This window comes from Flavobacterium sp. DW-iso2, from assembly GCF_058725285.1.
Genome location: NZ_JBZXDY010000001.1, coordinates 299,525 through 324,093, shown reverse-complemented (window position 1 = coordinate 324,093; position 24,569 = coordinate 299,525). Strand labels below are relative to the sequence as shown.

At 33.5% G+C, this 24,569-nt stretch carries 25 protein-coding genes; 22 read left to right on the top strand and 3 right to left on the bottom strand.

Translation table 11 applies throughout. The annotated features are described in order from the left end of the window. Positions 1 to 10: 10 nt before the first annotated feature. Together AC4PRO_RS01395 and AC4PRO_RS01390 are read right to left on the bottom strand one after the other, a co-directional pair. A complete protein-coding gene (locus tag AC4PRO_RS01395; RefSeq protein WP_492116018.1) occupies positions 11 to 787 on the bottom strand; it encodes a zinc metalloprotease in 777 nt (258 codons plus the stop codon). A gap of 94 nt (positions 788 to 881) precedes the next feature. After that, complete coding sequence (locus tag AC4PRO_RS01390; protein WP_492116017.1) at positions 882 to 1,925, bottom strand: hypothetical protein; 1,044 nt, start codon at positions 1,923 to 1,925, stop codon at positions 882 to 884. 248 nt (positions 1,926 to 2,173) lie between these two features. Here AC4PRO_RS01390 and AC4PRO_RS01385 point away from each other — a divergent pair, with 248 nt between their 5' ends. Genes AC4PRO_RS01385 through AC4PRO_RS01375 form a run of 3 tightly spaced genes read left to right on the top strand, consistent with a single transcriptional unit; the run spans position 2,174 to position 6,176 of the window. Further along, positions 2,174 to 2,689, top strand: coding sequence for an RNA polymerase sigma factor (locus AC4PRO_RS01385; protein ID WP_492116016.1), 516 nt, complete (start codon positions 2,174 to 2,176; stop codon positions 2,687 to 2,689). Between the two features lie 60 nt (positions 2,690 to 2,749). Then, positions 2,750 to 3,658: a FecR family protein gene (locus tag AC4PRO_RS01380; protein WP_492116015.1), complete on the top strand. Its 909-nt coding sequence runs from the start codon at positions 2,750 to 2,752 to the stop codon at positions 3,656 to 3,658. Then, positions 3,624 to 6,176 carry a TonB-dependent receptor plug domain-containing protein gene (locus AC4PRO_RS01375; protein WP_492116014.1) on the top strand — a complete coding sequence of 851 codons (2,553 nt, stop codon included), beginning with the start codon at positions 3,624 to 3,626 and terminating at the stop codon, positions 6,174 to 6,176. Before AC4PRO_RS01380 ends, AC4PRO_RS01375 begins: the two co-directional genes overlap by 35 nt. Positions 6,177 to 6,342: 166 nt before the next feature. Here the strand turns inward: AC4PRO_RS01375 and AC4PRO_RS01370 are convergent, their stop codons facing one another. Beyond that, the gene (locus AC4PRO_RS01370; RefSeq protein ID WP_074724443.1) at positions 6,343 to 6,819 is read right to left on the bottom strand and encodes a hypothetical protein; all 477 of its coding nucleotides are present in this window, start codon (positions 6,817 to 6,819) and stop codon (positions 6,343 to 6,345) included. Positions 6,820 to 7,227: 408 nt separating this feature from the next. On the opposite strand from AC4PRO_RS01370, the gene AC4PRO_RS01365 reads away from it, so the two are divergent. From AC4PRO_RS01365 to AC4PRO_RS01275, 19 genes are all read left to right on the top strand, one after another. After that, the gene (locus tag AC4PRO_RS01365; protein WP_245744995.1) at positions 7,228 to 7,701 is read left to right on the top strand and encodes a rhodanese-like domain-containing protein; all 474 of its coding nucleotides are present in this window, start codon (positions 7,228 to 7,230) and stop codon (positions 7,699 to 7,701) included. Next, positions 7,691 to 8,317, top strand: a complete 627-nt coding sequence (locus tag AC4PRO_RS01360) for a TIGR04282 family arsenosugar biosynthesis glycosyltransferase (RefSeq protein WP_492116013.1) — start codon at positions 7,691 to 7,693, stop codon at positions 8,315 to 8,317. Before AC4PRO_RS01365 ends, AC4PRO_RS01360 begins: the two co-directional genes overlap by 11 nt. Before the next feature lie 39 nt (positions 8,318 to 8,356). Continuing rightward, positions 8,357 to 9,226: a sterol desaturase family protein gene (locus tag AC4PRO_RS01355; protein WP_074724446.1), complete on the top strand. Its 870-nt coding sequence runs from the start codon at positions 8,357 to 8,359 to the stop codon at positions 9,224 to 9,226. Positions 9,227 to 9,294: 68 nt separating this feature from the next. Beyond that, a complete protein-coding gene (locus AC4PRO_RS01350) occupies positions 9,295 to 10,053 on the top strand; it encodes a DUF547 domain-containing protein (protein WP_492116012.1) in 759 nt (252 codons plus the stop codon). Next, on the top strand, positions 10,046 to 10,738 hold the full coding sequence (locus AC4PRO_RS01345) for a TIGR04283 family arsenosugar biosynthesis glycosyltransferase (RefSeq protein ID WP_492116011.1): 693 nt from the start codon (positions 10,046 to 10,048) through the stop codon (positions 10,736 to 10,738). Before AC4PRO_RS01350 ends, AC4PRO_RS01345 begins: the two co-directional genes overlap by 8 nt. A 200-nt stretch (positions 10,739 to 10,938) precedes the next feature. Further along, a complete protein-coding gene (locus AC4PRO_RS01340; RefSeq protein ID WP_492116010.1) occupies positions 10,939 to 11,823 on the top strand; it encodes a hypothetical protein in 885 nt (294 codons plus the stop codon). Positions 11,824 to 11,840: 17 nt separating this feature from the next. Further along, a complete protein-coding gene (locus AC4PRO_RS01335) occupies positions 11,841 to 12,800 on the top strand; it encodes a fasciclin domain-containing protein (protein ID WP_492116009.1) in 960 nt (319 codons plus the stop codon). Positions 12,801 to 13,130: 330 nt separating this feature from the next. Then, positions 13,131 to 13,886 carry a DUF6503 family protein gene (locus AC4PRO_RS01330; RefSeq protein ID WP_492116008.1) on the top strand — a complete coding sequence of 252 codons (756 nt, stop codon included), beginning with the start codon at positions 13,131 to 13,133 and terminating at the stop codon, positions 13,884 to 13,886. Positions 13,887 to 13,966: 80 nt separating this feature from the next. Beyond that, positions 13,967 to 15,262 carry an NAD(P)/FAD-dependent oxidoreductase gene (locus tag AC4PRO_RS01325; RefSeq protein ID WP_492116007.1) on the top strand — a complete coding sequence of 432 codons (1,296 nt, stop codon included), beginning with the start codon at positions 13,967 to 13,969 and terminating at the stop codon, positions 15,260 to 15,262. Positions 15,263 to 15,264: 2 nt separating this feature from the next. After that, positions 15,265 to 16,854, top strand: coding sequence for a 4Fe-4S binding protein (locus AC4PRO_RS01320; RefSeq protein ID WP_492116006.1), 1,590 nt, complete (start codon positions 15,265 to 15,267; stop codon positions 16,852 to 16,854). Between the two features lie 17 nt (positions 16,855 to 16,871). Then, positions 16,872 to 17,591 (top strand): DUF547 domain-containing protein, encoded by a 720-nt coding sequence (locus tag AC4PRO_RS01315; RefSeq protein ID WP_492116005.1) that lies wholly within the window; start codon positions 16,872 to 16,874, stop codon positions 17,589 to 17,591. A 45-nt stretch (positions 17,592 to 17,636) separates the two neighbouring features. Beyond that, positions 17,637 to 18,026: a toxin-antitoxin system YwqK family antitoxin gene (locus AC4PRO_RS01310; RefSeq protein ID WP_074724453.1), complete on the top strand. Its 390-nt coding sequence runs from the start codon at positions 17,637 to 17,639 to the stop codon at positions 18,024 to 18,026. Positions 18,027 to 18,037: 11 nt separating this feature from the next. After that, the gene (locus tag AC4PRO_RS01305) at positions 18,038 to 18,727 is read left to right on the top strand and encodes a glycosyltransferase family 2 protein (protein WP_492116004.1); all 690 of its coding nucleotides are present in this window, start codon (positions 18,038 to 18,040) and stop codon (positions 18,725 to 18,727) included. 4 nt (positions 18,728 to 18,731) lie between these two features. After that, positions 18,732 to 20,213: a cellulose synthase family protein gene (locus AC4PRO_RS01300; RefSeq protein ID WP_492116003.1), complete on the top strand. Its 1,482-nt coding sequence runs from the start codon at positions 18,732 to 18,734 to the stop codon at positions 20,211 to 20,213. After that, complete coding sequence (locus AC4PRO_RS01295) at positions 20,210 to 21,556, top strand: MptA/MptB family glycosyltransferase (RefSeq protein ID WP_492116002.1); 1,347 nt, start codon at positions 20,210 to 20,212, stop codon at positions 21,554 to 21,556. The genes AC4PRO_RS01300 and AC4PRO_RS01295 overlap by 4 nt, the downstream gene beginning before the upstream one ends. 19 nt (positions 21,557 to 21,575) lie before the next feature. Continuing rightward, complete coding sequence (locus AC4PRO_RS01290; RefSeq protein WP_492116001.1) at positions 21,576 to 22,157, top strand: sigma-70 family RNA polymerase sigma factor; 582 nt, start codon at positions 21,576 to 21,578, stop codon at positions 22,155 to 22,157. A 23-nt stretch (positions 22,158 to 22,180) separates the two neighbouring features. Continuing rightward, the gene (locus AC4PRO_RS01285; protein ID WP_074724458.1) at positions 22,181 to 22,450 is read left to right on the top strand and encodes a hypothetical protein; all 270 of its coding nucleotides are present in this window, start codon (positions 22,181 to 22,183) and stop codon (positions 22,448 to 22,450) included. Between the two features lie 70 nt (positions 22,451 to 22,520). Beyond that, entirely contained in the window at positions 22,521 to 23,207 is a 687-nt protein-coding gene (locus tag AC4PRO_RS01280) for a hypothetical protein (protein ID WP_492116000.1), read from the top strand. A gap of 187 nt (positions 23,208 to 23,394) precedes the next feature. After that, positions 23,395 to 24,459, top strand: coding sequence for a DUF2652 domain-containing protein (locus tag AC4PRO_RS01275; protein ID WP_492115999.1), 1,065 nt, complete (start codon positions 23,395 to 23,397; stop codon positions 24,457 to 24,459). The last annotated feature ends 110 nt before the right edge of the window (positions 24,460 to 24,569 follow it).

Below are 24,569 nucleotides of genomic sequence, written 5' to 3'. Positions count from 1 at the left end.
ATACTTATTTTTATTTCCCGCCGTTCGCTTTAAGATCTGCTAAACATTGGGCATCCAGTTTCGGGGCTGAACCTCCTGAAACCATATTGGCAACTCCACTTCCTGATTCTGCAGACCAATACATTAAACAACTTTCGACATTACAATGTTTTTCGTGTGCCGCATCTTCATGATTGCTTTGCAAGGGCGTGCCTAAATTAGTCAGTCCAAGAATATGCCCAAACTCATGCGTTATTACTGTTGTTTCAAATAAAGCCCTGTTAGGTTCAAAAGGACTATCGCTCAAACTTTGAACCGTCTTTTCATAGATGACAAAGGATGTATTTCTATAAGCAGTTCCTAAAACATAGCTATTTCCTGAGTCAGAAGCAGAAGCTCCATCTATAAAAAGAGCCCAAACTGCAATCTGATTTGCCGTGTTGTACTTCGTTCTATTGGCATCTTCGATAGCGACAATTTCTTGATTTGTAAAAGTGGCTTTCGCCGGTGACGCAATTGCTCTCTTTACAACTGTTATTCCCCCTGACTTATTAGTTCTGGCATTCAAAAAAGAAGTGAAATTACTAATTGCTGTCGCTGATGGTTCGTATCCTTGGACATAAACCAATTCGATTACCATACTTTTATAAGTATCACCAGATAATAAATCATGGGACGAACTTCCTGTTGCTTTCTTATTATTAGTGATTGAAAATCCGTCTACAGAGGCAGTATCTGTACTATCCTCTTTAGAACAGGAAACTAATAAGGCAAAGGCCATCGTTACTAATGCAATTCTTTTTTTCATATTATTCTTTTTTTTGAATCCCGTTTTAAAAAACAGCAACCATTTCCAGTTGCTGTCTAAAACTAATCCGATATTTTTAAACTAATAGCTCGAGTTATATTTGTGTCAACACTAAGCTTACGGCAGCATTTGTTGTACTTTGTAACGTTATTGTCGATGTAGTAAAACTTGCTACTTTCCATGTATTATTCAATAAGCTAAAAGAAGTACTTCCAGTGAAATTTAATTTCAGAAAAACATCTAACTCTGAACTTACGGCATAAGTCCCTGTAGCAGTCGTTGTCAAAGCAGTAACCGCTTTTACTTTCCAGTCGTTTGCAAAATCTACAGTAGTATCTTTATAATTGTTTGCTGAATCTACTCCAGCAGTTATAAACGATTGTACTTTAAACGGACCATTAACTAAAATCGTTTCTAGTTTTTTCGAATTCTGCTCTGCTTGCGTTATTGTTGCTTGCGTTGTAACAGAAGCATTAATATTTGATTGCAATTCAGCATCGCTATTAACTGTTGATTGTGTACCATCAATAAGTTTAACCGTTATTGGATACTTAACTGCAAACAATTCAGTACTGCTTACATTACTCATATACGCAAACAATTCCTTTTCGGATGTGATAACTACACTTCCTGTTTGTTGTAAACTCACATTATAAGTTAAAATTGTAATAGGAAAGTTAATATTTAATGAAGTAATGGCAGCTTGACCTGAACTTTCGGCTGAACTACATGCATTCAAAATTGCATTGTACTCCGTTTGATTGTTCACAGTAACCTCTGTATAGTTACTTGTTCTAACACGCAATGGAAATTGGAGTTCCACTGAATCCTGATCATTATTAAACTGCCCTAAAATAGAAATGACTTGTTGGTAATCCAATTGGCTTAAAATAGAAACCTGAATCCCGTTTACTTTTGCGGTAGCGGGCAATAAAATAGACGAACAAGAAGCTCCATCTATAAAATCATCAAATGAACCATCATACATAGAAGTACGTTTCAGGTTGTTTGCAGTTGTTGAACTAGCAGCATTTGTATTTGGATTCTCTCCTTGCACTTCATTTACTTCACTTTGGCATGATGTTAAACCAAATATAGCCATCAATGCAATTCCGGTAATACTTTTTAATCTTTTCATAATTTACAAATTTAATGTTTTTCTAATGTTATAGAGCGATGATTGATTCGCCTTTCTGTTAGTAAGACAATCAACATTATTTTTACCCTACCCCCTTTTTTAATTAAAAAATAAACAAATATCTAAATCGCTTTAAATCAATATTTTACAATCCTAAAAAAGACAAAAAAAAATTTCAGTTTAATCCTCTTGTCCCGTTGTTTAAAAAATAATTTACATTTACAACCCATACAACCAACCTACTATATATGAATAACGGAGATAAAAACCTTTGTGAGGAGCAACATTTTAGCGACTTTTATATAAAGAATGTACAATCAGCAACTAACTTTGCGTACTATAAATGTGGCGACAGTGATGCTGCCTTGGATCTTGTTCAAGATGCTTTTGCCAAAATTTGGGAGAATTGTTCCCAGATTGATTTTAGTAAAGTCAAAACCTATTTACTTACTACAGTAAATAATTTATTTCTGAATACTATTAAACACAATAAGGTAGTTATGGCTTTCGCCAAAGAGACGCCTAATTTAGACACTACAAATCAAAGTCCGGAATATTTATTCGAAGAAGAAGAGTTCAAAGTAAAACTGCAGAATGCAATTACCTCTTTAAGTGAAGCACAGCGCGAAGTCTTTCTAATGAATCGCATTGACGGAAAAAAATACCGCGAAATCGCAGAATTGCTTGATATTTCGCAGAAAGCCGTTGAAAAAAGAATGTCGGCGGCACTTAAAATTTTGAAAACACAAATAGAAAACATATAATTATTTGATTTATAGTAGGGTAAATCGAATTGAAGTTGTCTTATACATATAGAGTTGAAAATGAAAAACGAAAACGAAATAATAAAATGGCTTAACGGCGAACTTTCAAGTCAAGAAATTGAGGATTTAAAACAATCTGAAGGTTTTGACACGCTTGAAAAAATAGCACATTATGCTTCACATTTGGAAACCCCAAAGGTAGATGCGCAAGCGGCTTTGGCAGCTTTCAAAACCAGATCCCTTTCGAAAAAAGAAACAAAAATACGAACGCTAAAATTTACAACCTTCTTTAAGGTGGCGGCCGCTTTATTGGTACTGCTTACTTCCTCTTATTTCCTGTTTTTTAACAATACCCAATCCTATGAAACCGGAATCGCACAAACAAAAACATTCCGATTACCAGATAACTCCGAAGTTTTATTGAATGCCGCTTCAAAAATCACATTCAATGAAAAAAAATGGGAAAACAACCGTGATTTAACCCTTGATGGAGAAGCTTATTTTCAGGTGCAAAAAGGAGAAACCTTCAGCGTACAAACTACAGATGGTGTTGTAAAAGTACTGGGAACACATTTTAATGTAAAACAACGCAACAATTATTATGAAGTAAGTTGCTACGAAGGACTAGTAAGTGTAACCTATAATAATGAAACCGTTAAGTTACCTCCTGGTAAAACGTTTAGAGTTGTCAATAAGCAAATTGAAGCCGTCGATGATTCTACTGCTGAAAACCCATCGTGGATGCAAAAAGAATCCAGTTTTACTCGAATTCCTCTGAATCAAGTAATAGCAGAATTAGAGCGTCAGTACGATATTAAAATTAAAGTGGATGGTGTTGATACAACTAAGCTATTTACAGGAAGTTTTACCCATACCAATCAAAAAATCGCGCTGGAAGCTGTGACTATTCCCTTAAAATTGAGTTACAAAATAGATGGCAAAACTATCGTATTCTATAACTATGAATAAATGGATTCTTTATTTATTGTTGTGCATAACCACCATTGGTCGGGGACAAACAGCTGCCAACAAAACTCCTTTAACAACGATTATAGGTACTATTGAGCAGCAATTCAATGTGAAGTTCTCCTATGCGGTTGAAGATGTGGCCAATATAGCTCTTGAAAAACCAGCTCTTGAACTAACCCTTGAGCAAACTATAGCGTACCTCAACTCAAAAGTACTTTTGAACTTTAAAGCGCTAGACAATCGCTATGTAACAGTTTCTGTACTAAACAAAACATTCCCAGTTTGTGGCATCGTAATCGCTCAGGATTCAAAGACTTCTTTACCGGGAGCATCTATACGGATTGATAATAGCTCAAATGGAACCATTACTGCAAAAAACGGCACTTTTATCTTAGAAAAGGTAGCACTTGACGCCAAAATCACCATTTCGTACATAGGCTACGAATCCAAACAATTTACTGCAAATGAATTATTTTCTACGGAAGGTAATTGCAAGAAAATATTCTTGAACCCTTCCAAGGAAGAACTCAATCAAGTATTGATAAATGTTTACCTAACACCTGGATTACAGAAATACATTGACGGAAGCACGGTTTTAAACACTAAAAAATTTGGAATTCTTCCCGGACTAGTCGATCCTGATGTATTACAGTCCATACAAGCTTTGCCAGGAGTGGAAAGCACGAATGAAAGTATTGCTAATATCAATGTACGTGGTGGTACAAATGACCAGAATTTAATGCTTTGGGACAATATAAAGATGTACCATTCTGGGCACTTTTTTGGTTTGATTTCAGCTTACAATCCTAATGTAACTAATAAAGTCATCGTAAGTAAAAACGGAACTAGCGCTGCCTATAGTGATGGGGTTTCGAGTACCATCAACATGAGTACAAATGATAAGATAGGAACTACGATTTCAGGAGGCGGCGGTGTCAATTTAATCAGTGCCGATGCGTTTGTAGAAATTCCGTTGGCAAAAAATCTCGAGTTGGATATCTCTGCACGTCGCTCCGTAACTGATGTAATTACCACACCCACTTTTTCCAACTATTACCAGAGAAGTTTTCAAGACACAGAGATTAATGCTGACAATACGGATAAAAGCACTAAATCCGATTTCTATTTTTATGACTTTACTGCTAAATTACTATTCGACTTAAACGACAAACATAGCTTTAGAGCCAATATAATAGGGATCAATAACGCATTGAATTATGCTGAATATTCTAATGAAAATCAAAGCACATCTAAAATTAGCCAGCTTTCGCAAAAGAATATGGGATACGGAGGAAGTTGGAAAGGCCAATGGACGGATGCCTTTAGTACTGAGGTAGTCACTTATTTTTCTAGATACAATATTGATGCAACCGATTATCGCGTACCAACAGACCAGCTTCTGACCGAATCCAATGAAGTACTTGAAACAGGAACCAAGCTGAATGCACATTACAAAGCAAACTCTAACCTTAGTTTATTATTAGGGTATCAGGTGAACGAAACCGGAATGCTCAACCAAACTACCGTGAGTGCTCCCTCCTATTCTAGCACTAAAAAAGACGTATTACTCAATCATGCCGTCTTTGCGGAAGCAGAGTACAATAAAAACAACACCTATTTAAGACTGGGAGCACGCTTGAATTATTTTCAAAAATTTGACAAATTACTCGTAGAACCTCGTATCAATATCCGCCAACAAGTATCGAAGCAGTTTGCGTTAAAACTAGAAGGGGAATTTAAAAATCAAACTGCAACGCAAATCATCGATTTTGAAGATGATTTCCTCGGTGTTGAAAAAAGACGCTGGGTACTGGTCAACAATGCGGACATTCCTATCGCAACCAGCAAACAAAGTTCTTTTGGAATAGAATTCAAAAAAAATAAATTGAATATTGAACTGACTGGGTTTTACAAAATTGTAGATGGGATTACGGCTTCTAACCAAGGGTTTTATAATAACTTTCAATATAAAAATGCGCATGGAAGTTATACGGCAAAAGGAATCGAATTTTTGGCCAATAAAACGGCGAGACGATTCAGTACTTGGATTAGTTACACGTATAGCACTAATGACTATGAGTTTGATTCCTTTACTCCTTCTACCTTTCCAAATAATGTAGACATTCGGCATTCTGCTTCACTCGGGTTTAATTATGATATTCTGGATAATCTAAAAGTTTCAGTGGGAGGAATTTGGCGAAATGGACAACCGTACACCAGCCCGATTGCAGGCAATGAAACTGTAAAAAGCGGTAATAATACTATGGTGAATTATGGCGCTCCTAACAGCGAGAATCTAGATGATTTTATGCGTTTGGATGCTTCTTTTAGTTACGGTTTCAATTTCAGTTCTGCCATTAAAGCTACACTACGTGGCGGGGTAATCAATATCACTGATGAAGACAATGTCATAAACCGCTATTACAAAGTAGATCCAAACGACGACAGTAAAACTGTTACCGTAAACAACAAATCTCTAGGTATGACTCCTAATGTAAGTTTTAGAGTTAATTTTTAACCTCGGATAAATCATCACCAATTTAGAAAAAAATCCCTTTCAAATTTCACTTTGAAAGGGATTTTTACATTGGACTATACGTAAATGCTATTATAAAAATATAACAGTCATTTATTTAGAAAGTATAACGTTATTTAGAACCAGAAATTCTCTATTTCTTTTTCTACTATTTATCAACACAATCCACAGCAGTGAATTTATATTTTACACGCTCAAAATCGATAGGCTCCCCTTTAACAAAATGAGAGGCTCCCAACGTAATTTGTATTTTCCCATCACCTAAAATCAGTTCGTCCCCACGCTTTAGAAATGCCATCGGATTTTTATATGTTTTCTCCGTATATCCACCCTGGGTAAACGTATAACTAGCAAATAGGGTATCACCATGAAATTCTCCTGCAATTTCACCAACTTTTTTCGGCATATTAGCAATCGCCATCTCCATATTACCCTTTATTTCCCCATTTTTGAAAGTATTAATTTTCAAATCAAGCGTATCTTCTTCATAAAGTGCTTTATAACACTGTACGCTTACGATCTCTACAGCTTCCTTAGCTTTAATGATTTTTTCACTTTTATTATTTTTACAACTTTGGAGTCCAATGCAAGTAAACAGCAAACATAAAAGGCCTAGATTTTTCATAATAGTATCTATTAGTTAATAATATTGGCAATAGCCATTGCTAATTTACAAATAAATAGCGTGAAATAATATAGATTTTATATAAAATTTGAAGAGAAATATCTTAATAAAATAGAAGCCTTACCGCTCCACTATACTGAAATACCATATATTTAAAAGAGCTGTCCCTAACATATATTACGGTTGTAATGCAATTACATTGTTTACAAAAAAGTTTAAAGACCCTCAGTGTACAGGATATTGAGTAGCAACGAAAGCTAGACCAAATGAGATTCGAACTTAAATAAAATAATCTATTTTTATTTTTTACCGTATTTAAAATTTACACTGTCAGGAAATAAGTTTTTAGACGTCTAATAAATTAAATACCTTTATAAAAAAACCACCATGCGCCTCTATATCTATTTTATGAGTTTCTTTTTTTCAATAATGTTATCTGCACAGAATAACATTCCGCAAGTATTGAAAAAACTGAATAAAGAAACGGTTCCCTATATCAAAGTGAATGAACTGAAAGAGAAAAAAAACTTAGTTTTTCTGGATGCCAGAGAACCTAAAGAATACAAAGTAAGTCACATTCAAGGGGCCCTTCCCGTAGGCTTCGATCATTTTAAGTCTAACAATGTTACCGCTAACATTACAGATAAGAATGCCACTATAATAGTCTATTGCTCTATTGGAGTTCGTAGCGAGCAGATAGGCGAAAAATTACAAAAATTGGGCTACAAAAATGTTTACAATTTGTACGGAGGTATTTTTGAATATAAAAACACAGGCGGAAAAGTGGTGAACAATCAAAATAAAGTAACAGACAGTGTACACGCTTACAATAAGGCATGGAGTGTTTATTTAACCAAAGGAATCAAGGTGTATGAAGACTGATGCTTTATTAATTTTTACTCGTAATGCCGAATTAGGCAAAGTAAAAACCAGACTCGCAAAAACTATCGGTAATGAAAAAGCATTAGTTGTGTACAAAGATTTACTTTTACATACCATGACTGAAACCCATTCAATCGACTGTGATAAATTTGTGTTTTATGATAGCGGCATTGTCGAGGATGACATTTGGTCTAGAGAATTTTATCAAAAAAAGTTACAAGTTAATGGTGATTTAGGACAACGGATGCACGATGCATTTGAAATTCTTTTTGAAATGGGATACCAAAATTGTATTATTGTAGGCAGTGACTTATTTGACTTAAAAGCAATCATTATTGAAACTGCTTTTAAAAAGCTTATGAACCATGATGTGGCAATCGGGCCTGCAGAAGATGGCGGTTATTATTTATTGGGACTAAAAAAAGGCCATCCAGCAATTTTCCAAAATAAAGACTGGGGAAAAGACTCTGTTTTTAAAGCTACAATGAAGGATTTAAAAGGCCAGAAAGTTTGTCTTTTGGATACTTTAAATGATATTGATACCTTTGCAGATTTAGAACAAAGCTCTTATGACATTGCTGTCTTAAATCTAACTTCAATAACTAAAAGAGATTAAAAAAAGCTGCTTAAACCTTAAAATACGAATTGCAAACAAATGGAAAAATACATTGACATACTACTGAATTCCTACAGCGGTTATTTTAACTACCTGAAGAACGAAATTCTATATTGGAATTGGGACAACTATTTTTATGGGTTGATTGCCATTTCCTTGGTAGTCTGGTTGCTTGAAATTGCGTTTCCTTGGCGAAAAGAACAAGCTATTTTTCGCAAAGATTTCTGGCTGGATCTATTTTATCTTTTTTTCAATTTTTTCTTACTCAATCTAATTCTTCTTATTGCATTATCTAATGTAGTGGAACAATTTATTAATGATATACTCCATTTTTTTGGGCTCGAATTAATGTCTATTCAGCTCTTTTCTATATCTGAGTTCCCTAAACCATTAGCTTTATTCGTGTTCTTCCTCATTAGTGATTTCATCCAATGGAATGTACATCGTTTATTACACATGATTCCTTTCTTATGGAAAATTCACAAAACCCACCACAGCGTAAAGGAAATGGGGTTTGCAGCCCATTTTAGATACAATTGGATGGAACCTCTTGTTTATAAATCTATACTTTATATCCCTATTATTCTTATTGGGGGTGTAAACCTTGAAGATGTTTTTATTGTACATTTCATCTCGATTGCCATAGGCCATTTGAACCATGCTAATGTGGGTTGGGACTACGGTTTTTTAAAATACATATTTAACAATCCTAAAATGCATATCTGGCATCACAGTAAAAAAATACCAAACAAATATGGTGTCAACTTTGGAATTTCACTAAGTTTATGGGATTACATATTTAAAACTAATTATATACCTGAAGACGGAAGAGATATCGAACTTGGGTTTGACGATGAGAATGAGTTTCCAAATGATTTTATTAAGCAAGAAATATATCCTTTAAAATAATCATTGATTTTTTCTGTCAGGACTGACTGATATGATTGTCTATACTTGTATAATTTTAAAAAAAACCAATGAAAAAATATTTCTTAACACTACTTCTATTACCACTGCTTTCTTGCGGTAAAAATAAAAATAATCTTGAAATTCCAACTAAAGCATACCAAACAACTACCACAGCAGATGCTGAGAGTATGAATCATGCTAGATGGAATGTACTATTGAAAAAAAATGTTTCTAAAAATGGAAATGTAAACTATAAAGGTTTTAAAAAAGACAGCAACCAATTACAAACGTATCTAAATGAGTTATCGGAAAATGTGCCTACAAAATCATGGTCTAGAAACGCTACACTTGCTTATTGGATCAATGCGTACAACGCCAATACAGTACAATTAATTTTAGACAATTATCCAACTAAAAGCATCAAGAACATTAATGATCCCTGGGGTAAAAAATTCTTTTCTTTAGGAAACAAAAAATACAGTTTAGAAGAAATCGAACATGAAATACTTCGCAAAATGGATGAACCAAGAATACATTTCGCCATCAATTGCGCTTCTTTTTCTTGTCCTAATTTACTTAATGAAGCCTATACTGCAGCCAAATTAGACCAGCAATTAGCTGCTGGTGCAAAGAGCTTCATTAATGATAAAACTAAGAATACCATAACAACAAACAAAATTGAAATCTCAAAAATATTTGATTGGTTCGCTGGTGATTTTAAGAAAAAAGGTTCCGTTATTGATTTTTTAAACCAATACAGTACTACTAAAATCAGTAGCAAGGCAAAAGTAAATTACAAAGACTACAACTGGAGTTTGAATGAATAAAATTTCAATAATAATTCCCGTTTTTAATGAGTTAAAAAGCATTACAAAGCTATTATTACATCTTGAAAATAAAGTGTTCCAGAAAGAAGCAATTGAAATAATAGTTGTTGATGGAGGAAGTACCGATGGTTCTCCTGATATATTGAAGGCTAATTCAAACGTAAAATTAATTCAAACAGAAAAAGGGAGAGCGATACAAATGAATCTGGGAGCCAAAAAGGCCACAGGAACCGTTCTTTATTTTTTACACTGTGATAGTTTTCCTCCAACCAATTTTGACCGCATTATTTATAATACTGTTCAAAAAGGAAAGCAGGCCGGCTGTTTCAGAATGAAATTTGATTATAAACATCCCGTTTTGATAGTTTCGCAGTGGTTCACTCGATTCAATCATATTTCCTGCCGCGGCGGCGATCAATCTTTATTTATAACTAAAAAATTATTCGAAGAAATAAACGGTTTTGATGAGCAATTTATCATCTATGAGGATAATGAAATCATTTCAAGGCTGTATGCCAAGAAACAGTTTGTCGTGCTTCCTGATTATATAATTACATCGGCCAGAAGGTACCGACAAAATGGGGTTTGGCGTTTGCAATACCATTTTAGTATCATTCATCTTAAACGTAGGTTAGGCCACTCTACTGAAAGTATGCTGGAGTATTATAAAAAAAACATCCTGTGAACTAATATTATCCTGCAAAAACAAACTACAATCTATTTAAAGAATTAAAAAAAATTAAAAAATTTTTTTTGTTTTTTTTATGACGCTAACTATATCAAAATCAGCATTATTTAAAATTTTTTCCTTTTTTTTCCTTTTTTTTAAAACCAACTATATTCATTTTACGTAAATCAGTCACGAACGTAAAACAATAAACCATTATGATTAAAAAACAATTACTATTTATTTTAGCAGTAACAACACTAGGATGTGTTAATACTGCTTTTTCGCAGAGTCCAATAAGTGGGTTTATGCAAGGAAAAGGAAAAGGAAATGTATCAATTTCTTACAGCTATGAAAAATATGACAAAGTATTTTTTATTCCTGAAGAAGTAGATGGAGTCCCCGTTTTTAATGAAACAAAAATCTCCAGTACTTCAATTTATGCAACTTATGGGATTACTGACCAAGTTGATGTGGTATTAGTATTGCCATATGTAACTGCAAAAGGTAATGCAACGCAAGAAGTACTAACAAATTTGAACTTAGAAAACGAAAGAAAAGGTTTTCAAGATGTATCTGTATTTGTTAAATACAGTCCTTTTAATTTTAATTTTGGTTCATCTTCATTACGCCTTATTGGTGCTTTAGGTTTAAAAACACCATTAAGTAATTATAAAGTTGAAGAAGGTTTTCAATCAATTATTGCAATTGGTAACAGAAGTACTACAGTTAGTACAACTGGAATGGCAATGTTCAGAATGGATTCTGGAGTATTTGCTTCAGCGCAGTTAGCAGGAAATTATGCATCTAATGATGTTCCTAATTCTTATGCAACAGAGCTTAAAGTAGGTTATGCTGCAAAATACTTTTATGGAGATGCTTTTATCGCTAATCAAAAATCTACAGGCGGTGTTGATATCTTCGGTGAAGGTTTCGCAGGTTATTTCCCAATTACAAAAGTAAATTACACAAAGATAGGTTTAAACCTATACACCCCCCTTACTGAGGCCTTTGGTGTTTCTGCGGGAGCAAGCACTTTAGTAGCCGGTAGAAACATTGGTAAATCGACTGGTTTTTACGGTGGATTAGTTTATAAATTTTAATTAAAAAAACGAACAAAATGAAAAATTTAAATATAAAAAGTGTCGTTTTAGCACTATCTTTAATTGCAACTCTTGTTTCTTGTGATTCAGAATATAAAGACGAAACTCCAAGTATAGCTGGTATTGCAGTTGCTAATCCAAATTTCAGTACACTTGAAGGCGCTGCAGTTCAAGGCGGCGTTGTAGGAGTTCTAAGTAATAGCAATCCTAATGATCCTTCAGGACATTATACTGTTTTTGCCCCTACAAACGATGCTTTTGCAAGATTAGGATTGGTAAACACTGGTAGCTTAGGCGGTTTACAAAATAGTTTCTTAACGAATACATTATTATATCATGTTTCTAATGGTGATTTACTAGCCAATCAAATCATGTCAGGAAGTACTTCTGCATCTGCATTAACAATTAATAGACGTTTTATAAGTAGAGGAAATGATTTATATATTAATGGATCAAAAATTATCCTAACAGATGTAAAAGCTAGTAATGGGACTGTTCATGCTATTGACAAAGTAATGATTGCTACAGGTGTTGACATTGTTGCATCGGCGATATTACTAAAAGAAGCTAAGGTTTTTAAAACACCAGAACTTACTTTCTTAGTACAAGCGGTTATTACTTCTGGTTTAGCTCCAACTTTAGCTGATCCAAATAATAATTTTACCATTTATGCCCCAACAGATGCTGCTTTTATAGCTGCAGGTTTTGCAACTGTACAAGATGTTGCTAATACGCCAGCTGCTGTGTTGCAACAAGTTTTATTAAATCACGCTATCGGAGGAGGAAAATTTACTTCAGAGCAAACAAGTACAACTGCTACAACAGCTGGAGGAGGAACATTATCGTATAGTCCTTTTTTAAACGGAGTCTTTACTGTTAAAAGTAGAGGAATCACAACGCCCGCAAATATGGTCATTCCAGATATTCAATGTAGTAATGGTGTAGTGCACGTTATAGATAAAGTTTTACTACCCTAATTACTTTATATTAGTCTAAATAACCGATAAATATTTTTTGATTAATTAAAATAACAGTTGCGAAACTAGTTTTGCAACTGTTAAATTTTAAAAGTTTTAATTTCAATACACAAAAGAAACCTTTGAGCAATTAAATAAAAACACTGTCTAAATGAATTTATTTACAAATTGAATAAAAGGTTTTATGAAAATCATAATTTGCTACTATCGCTAGAACGGATATTTCAAGGTTTCGCAAAAAGAAGATACTGAAAATTTAACGTTTTTTAAAAAGTGTCACTAGAACTAAAAACTATATTTGCTTTTAGCATAATGAAAAAAAAAAAAATAATGAAAAAAATTGCCTTTACATTAACAGCAGTCATTCTTACAGCGGTAGGATGTAAATCGAATGAAGAAAACTTAAAATTTACGGACAAAGTTGAAAATGCACACCATAAACAAGAGTTTTTAGCTAAAGAAGCGGTGCAATTTAATCTAAAATTAGAGTTTGGAGGAGAAGAAAGAATGGATGCCAAATTTACAATTCTTACCAACTCAACTAAAGGAGTTATAGAATATAAAAATGGAGCGAAAATCATTTTTGACAAGGATAAAGTGTTTTACTCTCCTACAATTCCAAATGAAAAATCCGTTCGGTTTGATACATTCACATGGAGTTACTTTTTCTTATTTCCAAATAAATTAAATGATCCAGGAACGATATGGAATGCGTATGATAATACAGAAAAAGATCATGAAAATTATGTGACAGAAAAGCTAACCTTTACATCAGGAACAGGCGAAGCACCAGATGATTGGTACGTAGTTTATGCTGATAAAACAACGTATTTAATCGAAAAAGCAGCTTATATCGTTAGTATAAATGGCGGTAAAGAAGCTGCAGAGAAAAATCCACATGCGATTCAATATTTAGAATACAAAGCCGTTGATGGTATTCCTATGGCAACAAAATGGATTTTCTGGGGATGGGAAGATGGAAAAGGTCTTACTGATGAATTAGGACATGCAATGCTAACAAATATCAAATTTGTTAAAGCAGATACTAACTATTTTACACCTGGTACTGACTTTAAATCGAAATAGAACCTTTGATTTTAAAGGCTTAACTTTAAATATCAAGGGATTAGCTTTATATTAAATACATAACGAACAAATTCATTTTTATGGAACATATTGTCATCATAGGTAACGGAATTGCGGGAATTACGCTCGCGCGTCACATTCGGAAAAAATCAGATTCAAAAATTACAATTGTATCTTCTGAAAACGAGTTTTTCTTTTCTCGAACCGCTTTGATGTACGTGTTCATGGGACACATGAAATTTGAGCACATGCAACCTTATGAAAATGATTTTTGGAAAAAAAATAAGATTGACCTAGTTCAAGGAATGGTTACTGCCGTAGTTCCTGATGCAAAAGAAATTGTATTATTGAACAATGAAAAGATAGGCTATGATAAATTAGTGCTGGCAACAGGGTCGAAACCCAATAAATACGGATGGCCAGGACAAGATTTAAAAGGGGTTACCGGTCTATATCACAAACAGGATTTAGAAGCTTTAGAGAACTGGGCTCCCACAACAAAGCGTGCTGTAATTGTAGGGGGAGGTTTAATTGGTATCGAATTAGCCGAAATGCTGCGTTCACGAGATATCCAAGTCACTTTCCTAGTTCGTGAAAAAAGTTTTTGGGATGGTGTTTTGCCTTTCGGCGAAAGCCAAATGATTAACCGTCATATTTTAGAACATCATATCGATTTGCGTTTGGAAACTAATTTGGTAGAAATTATTTCGGATGAAAAAGGACATGCCAAAGCAGTTGTTACAGATAAAGGAGAGACTATTGATTGTGAAATTGTTGGCTTAACAGCTGGCGTTTCCCCTAATATCGATTTCCTGAAAAATTCTGGAATAGCACTGGGAAAAGGAGTCAAAGTGAACCGTTTCTTAGAAACGAATATTAAAGATATTTATGCCATTGGAGACTGCGCTGAACAGCACGAAGCTATTGATTTACGCAGACCAATAGAGGCCGTTTGGTACACTGGGCGCATGATGGGCGAAGTATTAGCGCAAACACTAACTGGAACACCAACTACCTATAAACCGGGACATTGGTTCAATTCGGCTAAATTTTTAGATATTGAATATCAAACATACGGCTGGGTTTGGGCTACAGCCAAAGAAAATGAGGAACAGTTTTATTGGGAACACCATTCTGGTAAAAAAGCAATCCGAATTTCATTTGACAAAAATGACCGAACTTTTTTAGGCATCAATATTTTTGGAATACGCATGCGCCATGAGTTCTTTGACAAAGTGCTCACGAACAAAAAAACTATTGATTATGTCGTTGATAATCTGACAAAAGCCAACTTTGACCCAGAGTTTTATACTTCATACGAAACCGAAATACAAAAACAATTTAGTAGCCAATACGGTAGTGTAAAAACAATATAAATATGAGTAAATCAGTCAAAAATATTTCTATCGCCTCTCATGAAAACATGCAAATGGACGGAATCCAGAAACTAGGCATTGCACTTGGATTACTAGGTTTGTTCATTATGACACTAGCCTTATTAAATGTTTCCTTTCCTAACAAATCGATTTGGCTAGCAGGATCTATCATCTCCATTTTCACGGGAATTATAGTCTATGCTAACAGAACATATCTAAACCAGCCTGAAGGAATAAAAAACAACGGTATATGGCATACCAACTTTACCAATAAAGGAAGTTGGGCTTGGATGACGGGTATTATACTGACTGCATTTTATATTGTTTTGTACTGGTTTCCACAATACTTGGGACTGAATCAAGACGGTGGTGTCAATACAGGGATTGTTGGATTTTTTGATCCTTTAAGTTATATTTTGAATGGAAAAGCTTCTAGTCAGTGGTTTGTATACGGAACATTGTATACCGTCGCCATTCTAGGTTTGGGGTATAAATTTATTTTAAAGTACAGACACAATAAATACCAGTTAGTACGTACTGTTTCGGTAATGTTTTTTCAGCTGGGATTCGCTTTTTTAATTCCTGAAATACTCGAAAAATTAAACCCTGAGAAAGCTTATTTCGCCAAAGATTTAAAAAATATGTGGCCGCTAAATTATTATTTCTTTAATGATTGGCATTTAAAAAACATGCTTGAAGGAGGGAATTTAGGAATGTTCATGTTAGTATTTGGGATAGCGATGATTTTTATTATCTCCCCAATTCTAACCTATTTTTATGGAAAACGTTGGTATTGTTCATGGGTTTGCGGTTGCGGTGGTCTAGCAGAAACTGCTGGCGATAGCTTTAGACATCTATCAAGTAAATCAACCGTATCTTGGAAAATTGAGCGATGGATGATTCATAGCGTTCTTGTGTTTTCGTTTGTAATGACTATTGCGGTCATCTTTACTTTTTTGTCTAATAACCCTGAAATGAGTTTTATTACTAAAGGGCAATTCATCTGGGGTATCGTGATTTTTCTAGCTGTTTTCACTACGGCTTTATATGTTTTCAAAAGAAAAGATTTGGACACAGATGCTATTTATACTATGGTTTCGTTAGTAGTAATAATTATTATATCTTTGCTCCTCAATTATTTTTATGGAAATCAAAACATTCTGTTTTTAGATAGTAATACACTGAGAGAATGGTACGGCTTTGCAATAGGAGCTGCATTTAGTGGCGTTGTAGGTGTTGGGTTTTACCCAATTTTAGGAAACCGTGTGTGGTGCCGTTTTGGCTGCCCTATGGCGGCAATATTAGGGCTTCAACAACGCTTATTCTCAAGATTTAGAATTACTACTAATGGCGGACAATGTATTTCATGTGGAAACTGTTCAACATATTGCGAAATGGGGATTGATGTTCGTAGTTATGCTCAAAAAGGAGAAAACATCGTTCGTTCCTCCTGTGTAGGATGTGGAGTTTGTTCAGCAGTATGCCCACGTGGAGTGCTAAAATTAGAAAATGATACTCCTGCGGGAAGAATCAACTCTAACGAGATTTTACTAGGAAATGACGTTGATCTAATGGACTTAATAAATCAATAATAATTAAACAATTTCAAATGAAAAAAATTACTTTAACGCTATTCTTTTTGGGTTTCTCCCTTATTTCTCTTGGACAAACTCCTCAAATATTTTTTGAGCAAACTACAGAATTTTTAAAGAAAAATGTAACTGAAGAAGGTAAAGTTGATTATTTTACCATCAAAAAAAGCCCTGGAGAATTAATCTATATTTTAAGCAATATTGAAAAACTAGATACTAAATTTAGTGACAAAAAATTTGCTAAAGCATTCTGGATAAATGTTTATAACCTTGAAGTAATTAAAGCTGTTATAGAGCATTTTCCATTAGCATCTGTAGAAAAAGTACCTGGATTTTTTGATACAACGACTTTTACTGTTGGTAATCAACAATTAACACTCAATGATATTCAAAATGTAATTCTTAGAGATTTATTTTTTGATCCAGCGGTACATTTTACATTGGCAAGTGGTGCAAATGGTGGTGCGCCACTTTTAAACACTGCTTACTTACCTACTACAGTTGATGTACAAATCAAACAACGAGCTACTCTGGTTATTAATTCTAAAGAATATTTTTACATTAATAAAGACCTAAAAGTAATTGAACTACCTAAAATATTTGAGTGGTACAAAAAAGACTTTGCCGTAAACTATTTTAATGAAATCGATTTTAGAAATCTGTTTTTAGAAAAAAAGGTAGACAACAAACTAACGGTTAAAACCTATGACTTTGATTGGTCTTTAAACCAAAAATAACTCCTAGAAAAGAGTCTTTGCTTGACCATTACTAAACTTATACAAATGATTAAATCTGTTTTCATAATAATTTTACTTTATTTTTTGCCAGCTTCAGGGCAAAAAATATACTTTAAAAATTATTATGAAAACGGAAATATGAAGTCAGAAGGATGGCTTTATGAGAATCAAAAAGTAGATTACTGGTTTTATTATTATGAAAATGGCACTAAAAAAGAAGAAGGTCACTTTGAGGATAATAAAAAAATTAAATGGTGGATCTTTTATGATATTAAGGAAAGCATTCAAAAAAAAACTGAATTTAAAAATAATGTACAAGAAGGACTTTGTATAATTTATAAAAACGGATCTATTATTAAAGCAGAACAATATACAAACGGAGTAAAAAGCAAAGAATGGAATTCTCTTTTAAAATACAAAAGAGATAATCCCTGATAAAAAGATTGATGAATAAAATTAACGTAATTATTCCTGCTTACAACGAAGAAAAAGCGATTGCAAATGTCATTCATGATATTCCAAATTGCGTTTCTGAAATAATTGTAATCAGCAATAATTCTACAGACAACACAATTCAAGTAGCTAAGGATGCGGGGGCAACTGTACTCGCTGAAAGCAGAAAAGGATATGGTTATGCCTGTTTAAAAGGACTGGAGTATATTGCCCAACTGGAAACAAAACCAGATATTATCGTTTTCCTGGATGGAGACTATTCTGACTATCCAGAAGAACTAACTAATCTAATTGCTCCTATTGTAAATGATGACATCGATTTTGTTGTTGGTGCTAGAGTTGTCTCTTTAAGAGAAAAACATTCGATGACGCCACAGCAGGTTTTTGGAAATTGGTTAGCAACAACTTTAATGAAAAACTTCTTCAATGCGACATTTACAGATTTGGGGCCATTTAGAGCCATTAAATATGAAAAATTAGTCGCTTTGAATATGGAAGATAAAACATACGGATGGACGGTAGAAATGCAACTTAAAGTTCTAAAACAAAAAATGTCCTACGTAGAAATTCCTGTTCGTTATAAAAATAGAATTGGAGTTTCAAAAGTGTCAGGAACCGTAAAAGGGAGCATTATGGCAGGAGTAAAAATAATAGGATGGATTTTCAAATACACCTTTAAATAATAGCATGCTACTACTTTCTTATATCATTGTAATTTTATACAGCATTTCGATTTTGCTTTTATTTTTCTACAGTCTAGCTCACTTTAATTTACTGCTAAACTATCTAAAAAGTAAAACGAGTATCGATCAGTCTATACAATTTGACTTGTCAAACGCAAATGAAATTCCCTCCGTAACCATACAACTACCTATATACAATGAGAAGTATGTAGTGGAACGCTTACTAACTACCATTGCACAAATGGACTATCCAAAAGACCGATTGGAAATTCAAGTTCTCGATGATAGCACTGATGATAGCGTACTGGAAACGGAAGTGATAATAAAAAAAATTATACAGTCAGGACTAGATATCAAACACATTAGACGCACCAATAGAACGGGTTATAAAGCCGGGGCATTGAAGGAAGGTATGCTTAGCGCCAAAGGAGAATTTATCGCTATTTTTGACGCTGATTTTGTCCCTCAAAAAGATTGGCTCTATAAAACGATTCCCTATTTTAAAAATCCAAAAATTGGGGTGGTCCAAACCCGCTGGGGACATCTGAACCGAAATTACTCTGTATTGACAAAAATTCAGGCTTTTGCCTTAGATGCCCATTTCACTTTAGAACAGGTAGGGCGAAATTCAAAATTGCATTTCATTAATTTTAATGGAACCGCCGGAGTATGGAGAAAGCAATGTATCCTAGATGCGGGCAACTGGGAAAGTGATACTCTTACTGAGGACTTGGACTTGAGTTACCGTGCTCAGTTAAAAAAATGGGAATTCAAATATCTAGAAAATGTGGTTACTCCTGCTGAATTGCCTGCTATTATAAGTGCTACACGTTCCCAACAATTTAGATGGAATAAAGGAGGCGCCGAAAATTTCAGCAAAAATGCTACTCGAGTATTACAATCAAAATCTATTGGATTTAAGACGAAAGCACATGGAATATTGCATTTATTGAATAGTTCTATGTTTTTAGCTATTTTTACAATGGCAATCTTAAGTGTTCCAATGCTCTACATAAAAAATGAATTCGCCGTATTTGAAAAAGTATTTGACTTGTTAATCTTTTTTATCATTACTTCTATCCTCTTTTTTATCAGTTATTGGGCAACATACAAAAGTATTCATGGAGGAGGTTTCATGAACTTTTTAAAATATATTACTTTATTCATCACATTCTACACTATTGCAATGGGATTTTCATTTCACAATACCATCGCAGTGCTGGAGGGTTTGTGGGGCAAGAAAAGTGAATTTGTACGCACTCCAAAATTGAATATAGAAACACTTAAAGAAAAATGGAGACAAAATAGCTATATTTCCGATACTATTTCAAAAAACACTATTGTTGAAGGAATATTAATTCTTTACTTTATTTTTGCAATGTATAGTGCTTTTCTATTGAATGACTACAGCTTGATTGCCTTGCATTTAATGCTTTTCCTAGGATTTAGTTTTGTATTTATCAAATCGATCCAAATTAATAAGTGAGTTTTAATGCTTCAAATAATAGGAAGTCCTATGGCTTTTTTACACTAAGCCTACTTATCTATGCCTATATAGCTTATGTTTTAAATCGAGCCGATTTTCTATATTTAGTGATTTCTTATAGTTTTTTGTTTGTCTCATTTTATCAAATTATAAAGCTACAAAAAAACAATCTTTCTTTTTTAATTGGGTCAGCACTGTTATTTCGATTGGTTTTTCTATTTGCGTTACCCCGATTATCTCAAGATTATTTTAGGTTTATATGGGATGGGAACCTTATCCTTGAAAATATAAATCCCTATTTGCAGTTGCCAAAAGATCTAATCAATCAAAGCAAATTTGCTATTCCGAATGCCTATGATTTGTATAAAGGAATGGGAAGTTTGAGCGCTGGGCATTACTCCAACTATCCACCTGTAAACCAATTCTTATTTGCCATTGCAGCCTTTTTTAGTACGCAATCTATACTAGGAGCAGCAATAGGGATGAGACTACTAATTATTGCGGCAGATTTTGGAACATTATATTTCGGCAGTAAATTACTTGTCAGTTTAGGAATGGAGAAACACCGCATTTTCTGGTATGTACTCAATCCATTAGTTCTTATTGAGCTTACTGGAAATTTACATTTTGAAGGAATCATGCTCTTCTTTTTTGTTTGGGCAATGTACCTCTTAGAACAAAATAAATGGAAATTAGCCGCCTTAATTTTGGCATTGTCTATTTCCGTCAAATTATTACCATTATTATTATTACCGCTATTCTTAAAAAAATTAGGTTGGAAAAAGGCTATTTCATTTTATACTATTGTTATTGGTGTAAATGTGCTGCTCTTCCTCCCCTTTCTTTCGAAGGAATTAATTCAGAATTATAGCGAAACCATAGGCCTGTGGTTCACTAATTTTGAATTCAATGCCAGTATTTATTACGTCATCCGTCAGATTGGATTTTGGATTACCGGATACAACATCATTCATATCACCGGAAAAATTATTCCCGTTTTTATGATTTTTTATATTGCTTTTCAAGGTTTAAAGGAAAAAAACAAAAGCAGTATCGCACTTTTCAACAGTATATTATTGGTATTGACTGTGTATTTTTTTACTGCTACGACAGTACATCCTTGGTACGTAATTAATCTTATTTTGATTGCTGTTTTTGCATCCTACAAATACCCTTTTATATGGAGTTACACTATAATTTTAAGCTATAGCGCCTACTCTCACATAGAGTTTGCTGAAAATTATTGGTTAATTGCAATCGAATATTTAACGGTTATCCTTTTTCTTTTTTATGAAAAAAGGAAGATTTTAAGGTCTGGAAAAAGAGTATATTTGAATTTTTAAAATAAAAAAGGCAAAATTCATGGACCTGATTAAAGAAAATTCAAAATCCATTTTAGAGCAATGGGTCAATCAATTTAGTGATGAACTCTATTCTTGGGCATTTTTTAAAACTTCCTCCAAAGAAGTTGCCGAAGATCTAGTACAAGACACTTTTTTGGCTGCATTTCATAAAATAGATAGTTTTCAAGGCAAAAGCCAACCTAAGACCTGGTTGTTTTCAATACTCAATAATAAAGTGATTGATTATTACCGATTGAGTGCCCGAACGACTAAGAAAAACTTCAGTTTGACCGAAACTAGTGGCTATGAACTTTCTGATGGACTTTTTAATAGTTATGGATGCTGGAAAACTAATGATATCAATGCCGTTTGGGATCAAGAGCAGGAATTACTAGACAATCCTGATTTTAATACGATCATGGAAAAATGTATGGATGACCTGCCACAAAAATGGAAATTAGCCGTAACATCCAAATACTTAAGTAAGAAAAAAACAGAAACCATTTGTCAGGAATTAGAAATTACTACGTCTAATTATTGGCAGATTGTTCATAGATCCAAGCTGCTTTTAAAAAAATGTCTGGAATTAAAATGGGTTTAATCAAACTTTAATATTCGAAGAAAATGAATACAGTAATGAGAATATTGTTGAGACCCTGTAAAAAGACAACAGAGTTAATCGACAAACAAATGTTTACTCCTTTAACGATAAAAGAAAAGATACAATTACAGGCTCACAAAGCCCTATGTCAAACTTGTAATACCTATGAAACCCAATCTAAATTAATTGATGCACTCATAGGAAAATGGTTTGCCGCTGACTCTAACAAAAAAACTTCTAAATTAGACGAAGAGAAAAAAAATAAAATTATTGAAGAGATTAAAAAGATCTAGTCTGATATAATTTGTCAGGAAACAGTAATAAATGTGTCTATACCAGTAATACAAACCAGTGTATAAAAACATGAAAATGATTGCTGCCTTACTTTCCAAAAAGAATCCGCTTATGCTGGGTTTTTTAATCAGTTTAATGGGTGCATTACCTTTAGGATACATCAACATTATCAGCTTACAAATTTTATTAGAACAAGGAAACTGGGCATCACTTTCATTTATTCTAGGAATTATTTCAGTCCAATATTTTGTACTACAATCAGTAAATAAAATTTCAGGATGGCTCGTTAATCAAGAAAAGTTGCTTCTACTAATTGACCTTTTCACAATTCTATTCCTTTTGGCAATTGGACTATACTTCATGAGCAATAAACCTACCCATGAAAACAGTAGTTTATCTTATTTTAAACTGGCACAATATCCCTTTCTATTAGCCCTATTTCTCAATGGTTTAAATTTTATCCAATGGCCGTATTGGTCGGGGATTTATATCTATCTTTTCAGAACGGCTAAATTAGATCCCAAGAAAAAAACCAACACTATATTCATTCTAGGAGCTGTGCTGGGAACTAGTTTGGGAATGTTTGTTTTTGCCCATTTTGGACAATTTTTAATTGTATCAAATCAAATAAAAATGACTACTTACCTTAACACGATTTTTATGGCTCTGTTCTTATTTTTAGCGTTGGTCCAAACGGTGAAATTTATTTTAAAAAATAACTTATTACGCACCGTAAAAAATAGAATACGACTGTAAAGTAAATCCTTATCCTTAAGCTAGAAGAATCAACCAAAAAGTTATTGTACAACACAAAAAGAAAATTTTAACTAAAAAAGTGAAACAAGTATTGCGTTTTGCTATCAAAATATTTAGTTAAAAAAAGCTAACACAAGCAAATAAAATCTTAAATTACTAGTACTTAACTTCAAATTTTAAATAAAATATGGCTGAAGCACTCTATTTTATGCCAGATATAAGTGGCTTTTCGGATTTTGTAAATGAGACAGAAATAGAGCACAGCATCCATATAATAGCTGAATTGCTAGAACTTTTACTTGATAACAATACGCTTAACCTCCAACTCGTAGAAATCGAAGGTGATGCCCTGTTCATGTTTAGCACAAAGATTCCTAGTTATGAAGAGTTGATGCAACAAACAGAAACAATGCTGGAAGAATTTCATAGACACACAAAAGAGTATGATACTAAACGAATTTGTACGTGCGGTTCCTGTAAGACTACCATCGATTTAGACCTTAAATTTTTAGTCCATTATGGCGACCTAACGATGATAAAAGTCAAAAATATCATTAAACCTTATGGAAGAGAAGTCATTCAAATCCATCGATTACTAAAAAATCAAGTACCCGTTCAAGAATATGTTTTATTTACTGAGAACATCTATACACTCTATCAGAATAATATGATAGAAAGTTGGACAAAAAAAACGGAGATATACGATTTGCAAAATTTAAATTATTTCTACAAAATTTTGGATAATATCAAGCTCAAAGTGGAAGAAGAATCGCAGAAAGAAGCGCAAAAAAATGAGGATTTTACCATTCCTGATGCTATAATAAATAGAACGTTTAATGCCAACATTGAAAAGATTCACCGCTACTTAAGTGAACTAAAATACCGCCATATCTGGGATAAAGAAGTTATGAGAGTTGAATTTGATGAAAATGAAGTCAACCGAGTGGGCACCGAACACAATTGTGTTTTAAAACTAGGGACTTTAAAATTTGAGACTATTAGCAGACCATCAAAAGACAGCTTGATTTATGGTGAAAAAACCGAGAGTATCATTTTTCTAAAAAAATTCTATTACCTCGTAAATTTACATGCGCTAGATTTAAACGCCACTGAAATAAGTCTGAACTTGTATCTAGAATATACATTCCTGGGGAGTTTTATGAAAAAAAGCATCTTAAAGCGCATTACAAAAATGTGGCAAAATAAATTAGAATCCTTACATCAAGTTACAAAGAGTGAACTTTTTCCATAAATTATCTTAGGTCCTAGCTGACGGAAGTAAAAAATATTGTCACCTCTTCAAAACCTGAAAAATATCTTAAATTATCCCTAGAAATTAGCATCTCCTTTTTTAATAAGTAA

What these genes read in the sequence shown, in the direction of transcription:
- AC4PRO_RS01375 (WP_492116014.1), top strand. Translation starts at nt 3,624, where the DNA reads ATGGCAAAACTATCGTATTCTATAACTATGAATAAATGGATTCTTTAT.
- AC4PRO_RS01395 (WP_492116018.1), bottom strand. Translation starts at nt 787, where the DNA reads ATGAAAAAAAGAATTGCATTAGTAACGATGGCCTTTGCCTTATTAGTT.
- AC4PRO_RS01290 (WP_492116001.1), top strand. Translation starts at nt 21,576, where the DNA reads ATGGACCTGATTAAAGAAAATTCAAAATCCATTTTAGAGCAATGGGTC.
- AC4PRO_RS01360 (WP_492116013.1), top strand. Translation starts at nt 7,691, where the DNA reads ATGAAGACTGATGCTTTATTAATTTTTACTCGTAATGCCGAATTAGGC.
- AC4PRO_RS01325 (WP_492116007.1), top strand. Translation starts at nt 13,967, where the DNA reads ATGGAACATATTGTCATCATAGGTAACGGAATTGCGGGAATTACGCTC.
- AC4PRO_RS01385 (WP_492116016.1), top strand. Translation starts at nt 2,174, where the DNA reads ATGAATAACGGAGATAAAAACCTTTGTGAGGAGCAACATTTTAGCGAC.
- AC4PRO_RS01380 (WP_492116015.1), top strand. Translation starts at nt 2,750, where the DNA reads ATGAAAAACGAAAACGAAATAATAAAATGGCTTAACGGCGAACTTTCA.
- AC4PRO_RS01280 (WP_492116000.1), top strand. Translation starts at nt 22,521, where the DNA reads ATGAAAATGATTGCTGCCTTACTTTCCAAAAAGAATCCGCTTATGCTG.
- AC4PRO_RS01285 (WP_074724458.1), top strand. Translation starts at nt 22,181, where the DNA reads ATGAATACAGTAATGAGAATATTGTTGAGACCCTGTAAAAAGACAACA.
- AC4PRO_RS01365 (WP_245744995.1), top strand. Translation starts at nt 7,228, where the DNA reads ATGAGTTTCTTTTTTTCAATAATGTTATCTGCACAGAATAACATTCCG.
- AC4PRO_RS01310 (WP_074724453.1), top strand. Translation starts at nt 17,637, where the DNA reads ATGATTAAATCTGTTTTCATAATAATTTTACTTTATTTTTTGCCAGCT.
- AC4PRO_RS01300 (WP_492116003.1), top strand. Translation starts at nt 18,732, where the DNA reads ATGCTACTACTTTCTTATATCATTGTAATTTTATACAGCATTTCGATT.
- AC4PRO_RS01305 (WP_492116004.1), top strand. Translation starts at nt 18,038, where the DNA reads ATGAATAAAATTAACGTAATTATTCCTGCTTACAACGAAGAAAAAGCG.
- AC4PRO_RS01320 (WP_492116006.1), top strand. Translation starts at nt 15,265, where the DNA reads ATGAGTAAATCAGTCAAAAATATTTCTATCGCCTCTCATGAAAACATG.
- AC4PRO_RS01330 (WP_492116008.1), top strand. Translation starts at nt 13,131, where the DNA reads ATGAAAAAAATTGCCTTTACATTAACAGCAGTCATTCTTACAGCGGTA.
- AC4PRO_RS01355 (WP_074724446.1), top strand. Translation starts at nt 8,357, where the DNA reads ATGGAAAAATACATTGACATACTACTGAATTCCTACAGCGGTTATTTT.
- AC4PRO_RS01370 (WP_074724443.1), bottom strand. Translation starts at nt 6,819, where the DNA reads ATGAAAAATCTAGGCCTTTTATGTTTGCTGTTTACTTGCATTGGACTC.
- AC4PRO_RS01390 (WP_492116017.1), bottom strand. Translation starts at nt 1,925, where the DNA reads ATGAAAAGATTAAAAAGTATTACCGGAATTGCATTGATGGCTATATTT.
- AC4PRO_RS01340 (WP_492116010.1), top strand. Translation starts at nt 10,939, where the DNA reads ATGATTAAAAAACAATTACTATTTATTTTAGCAGTAACAACACTAGGA.
- AC4PRO_RS01335 (WP_492116009.1), top strand. Translation starts at nt 11,841, where the DNA reads ATGAAAAATTTAAATATAAAAAGTGTCGTTTTAGCACTATCTTTAATT.
- AC4PRO_RS01275 (WP_492115999.1), top strand. Translation starts at nt 23,395, where the DNA reads ATGGCTGAAGCACTCTATTTTATGCCAGATATAAGTGGCTTTTCGGAT.
- AC4PRO_RS01315 (WP_492116005.1), top strand. Translation starts at nt 16,872, where the DNA reads ATGAAAAAAATTACTTTAACGCTATTCTTTTTGGGTTTCTCCCTTATT.
- AC4PRO_RS01345 (WP_492116011.1), top strand. Translation starts at nt 10,046, where the DNA reads ATGAATAAAATTTCAATAATAATTCCCGTTTTTAATGAGTTAAAAAGC.
- AC4PRO_RS01350 (WP_492116012.1), top strand. Translation starts at nt 9,295, where the DNA reads ATGAAAAAATATTTCTTAACACTACTTCTATTACCACTGCTTTCTTGC.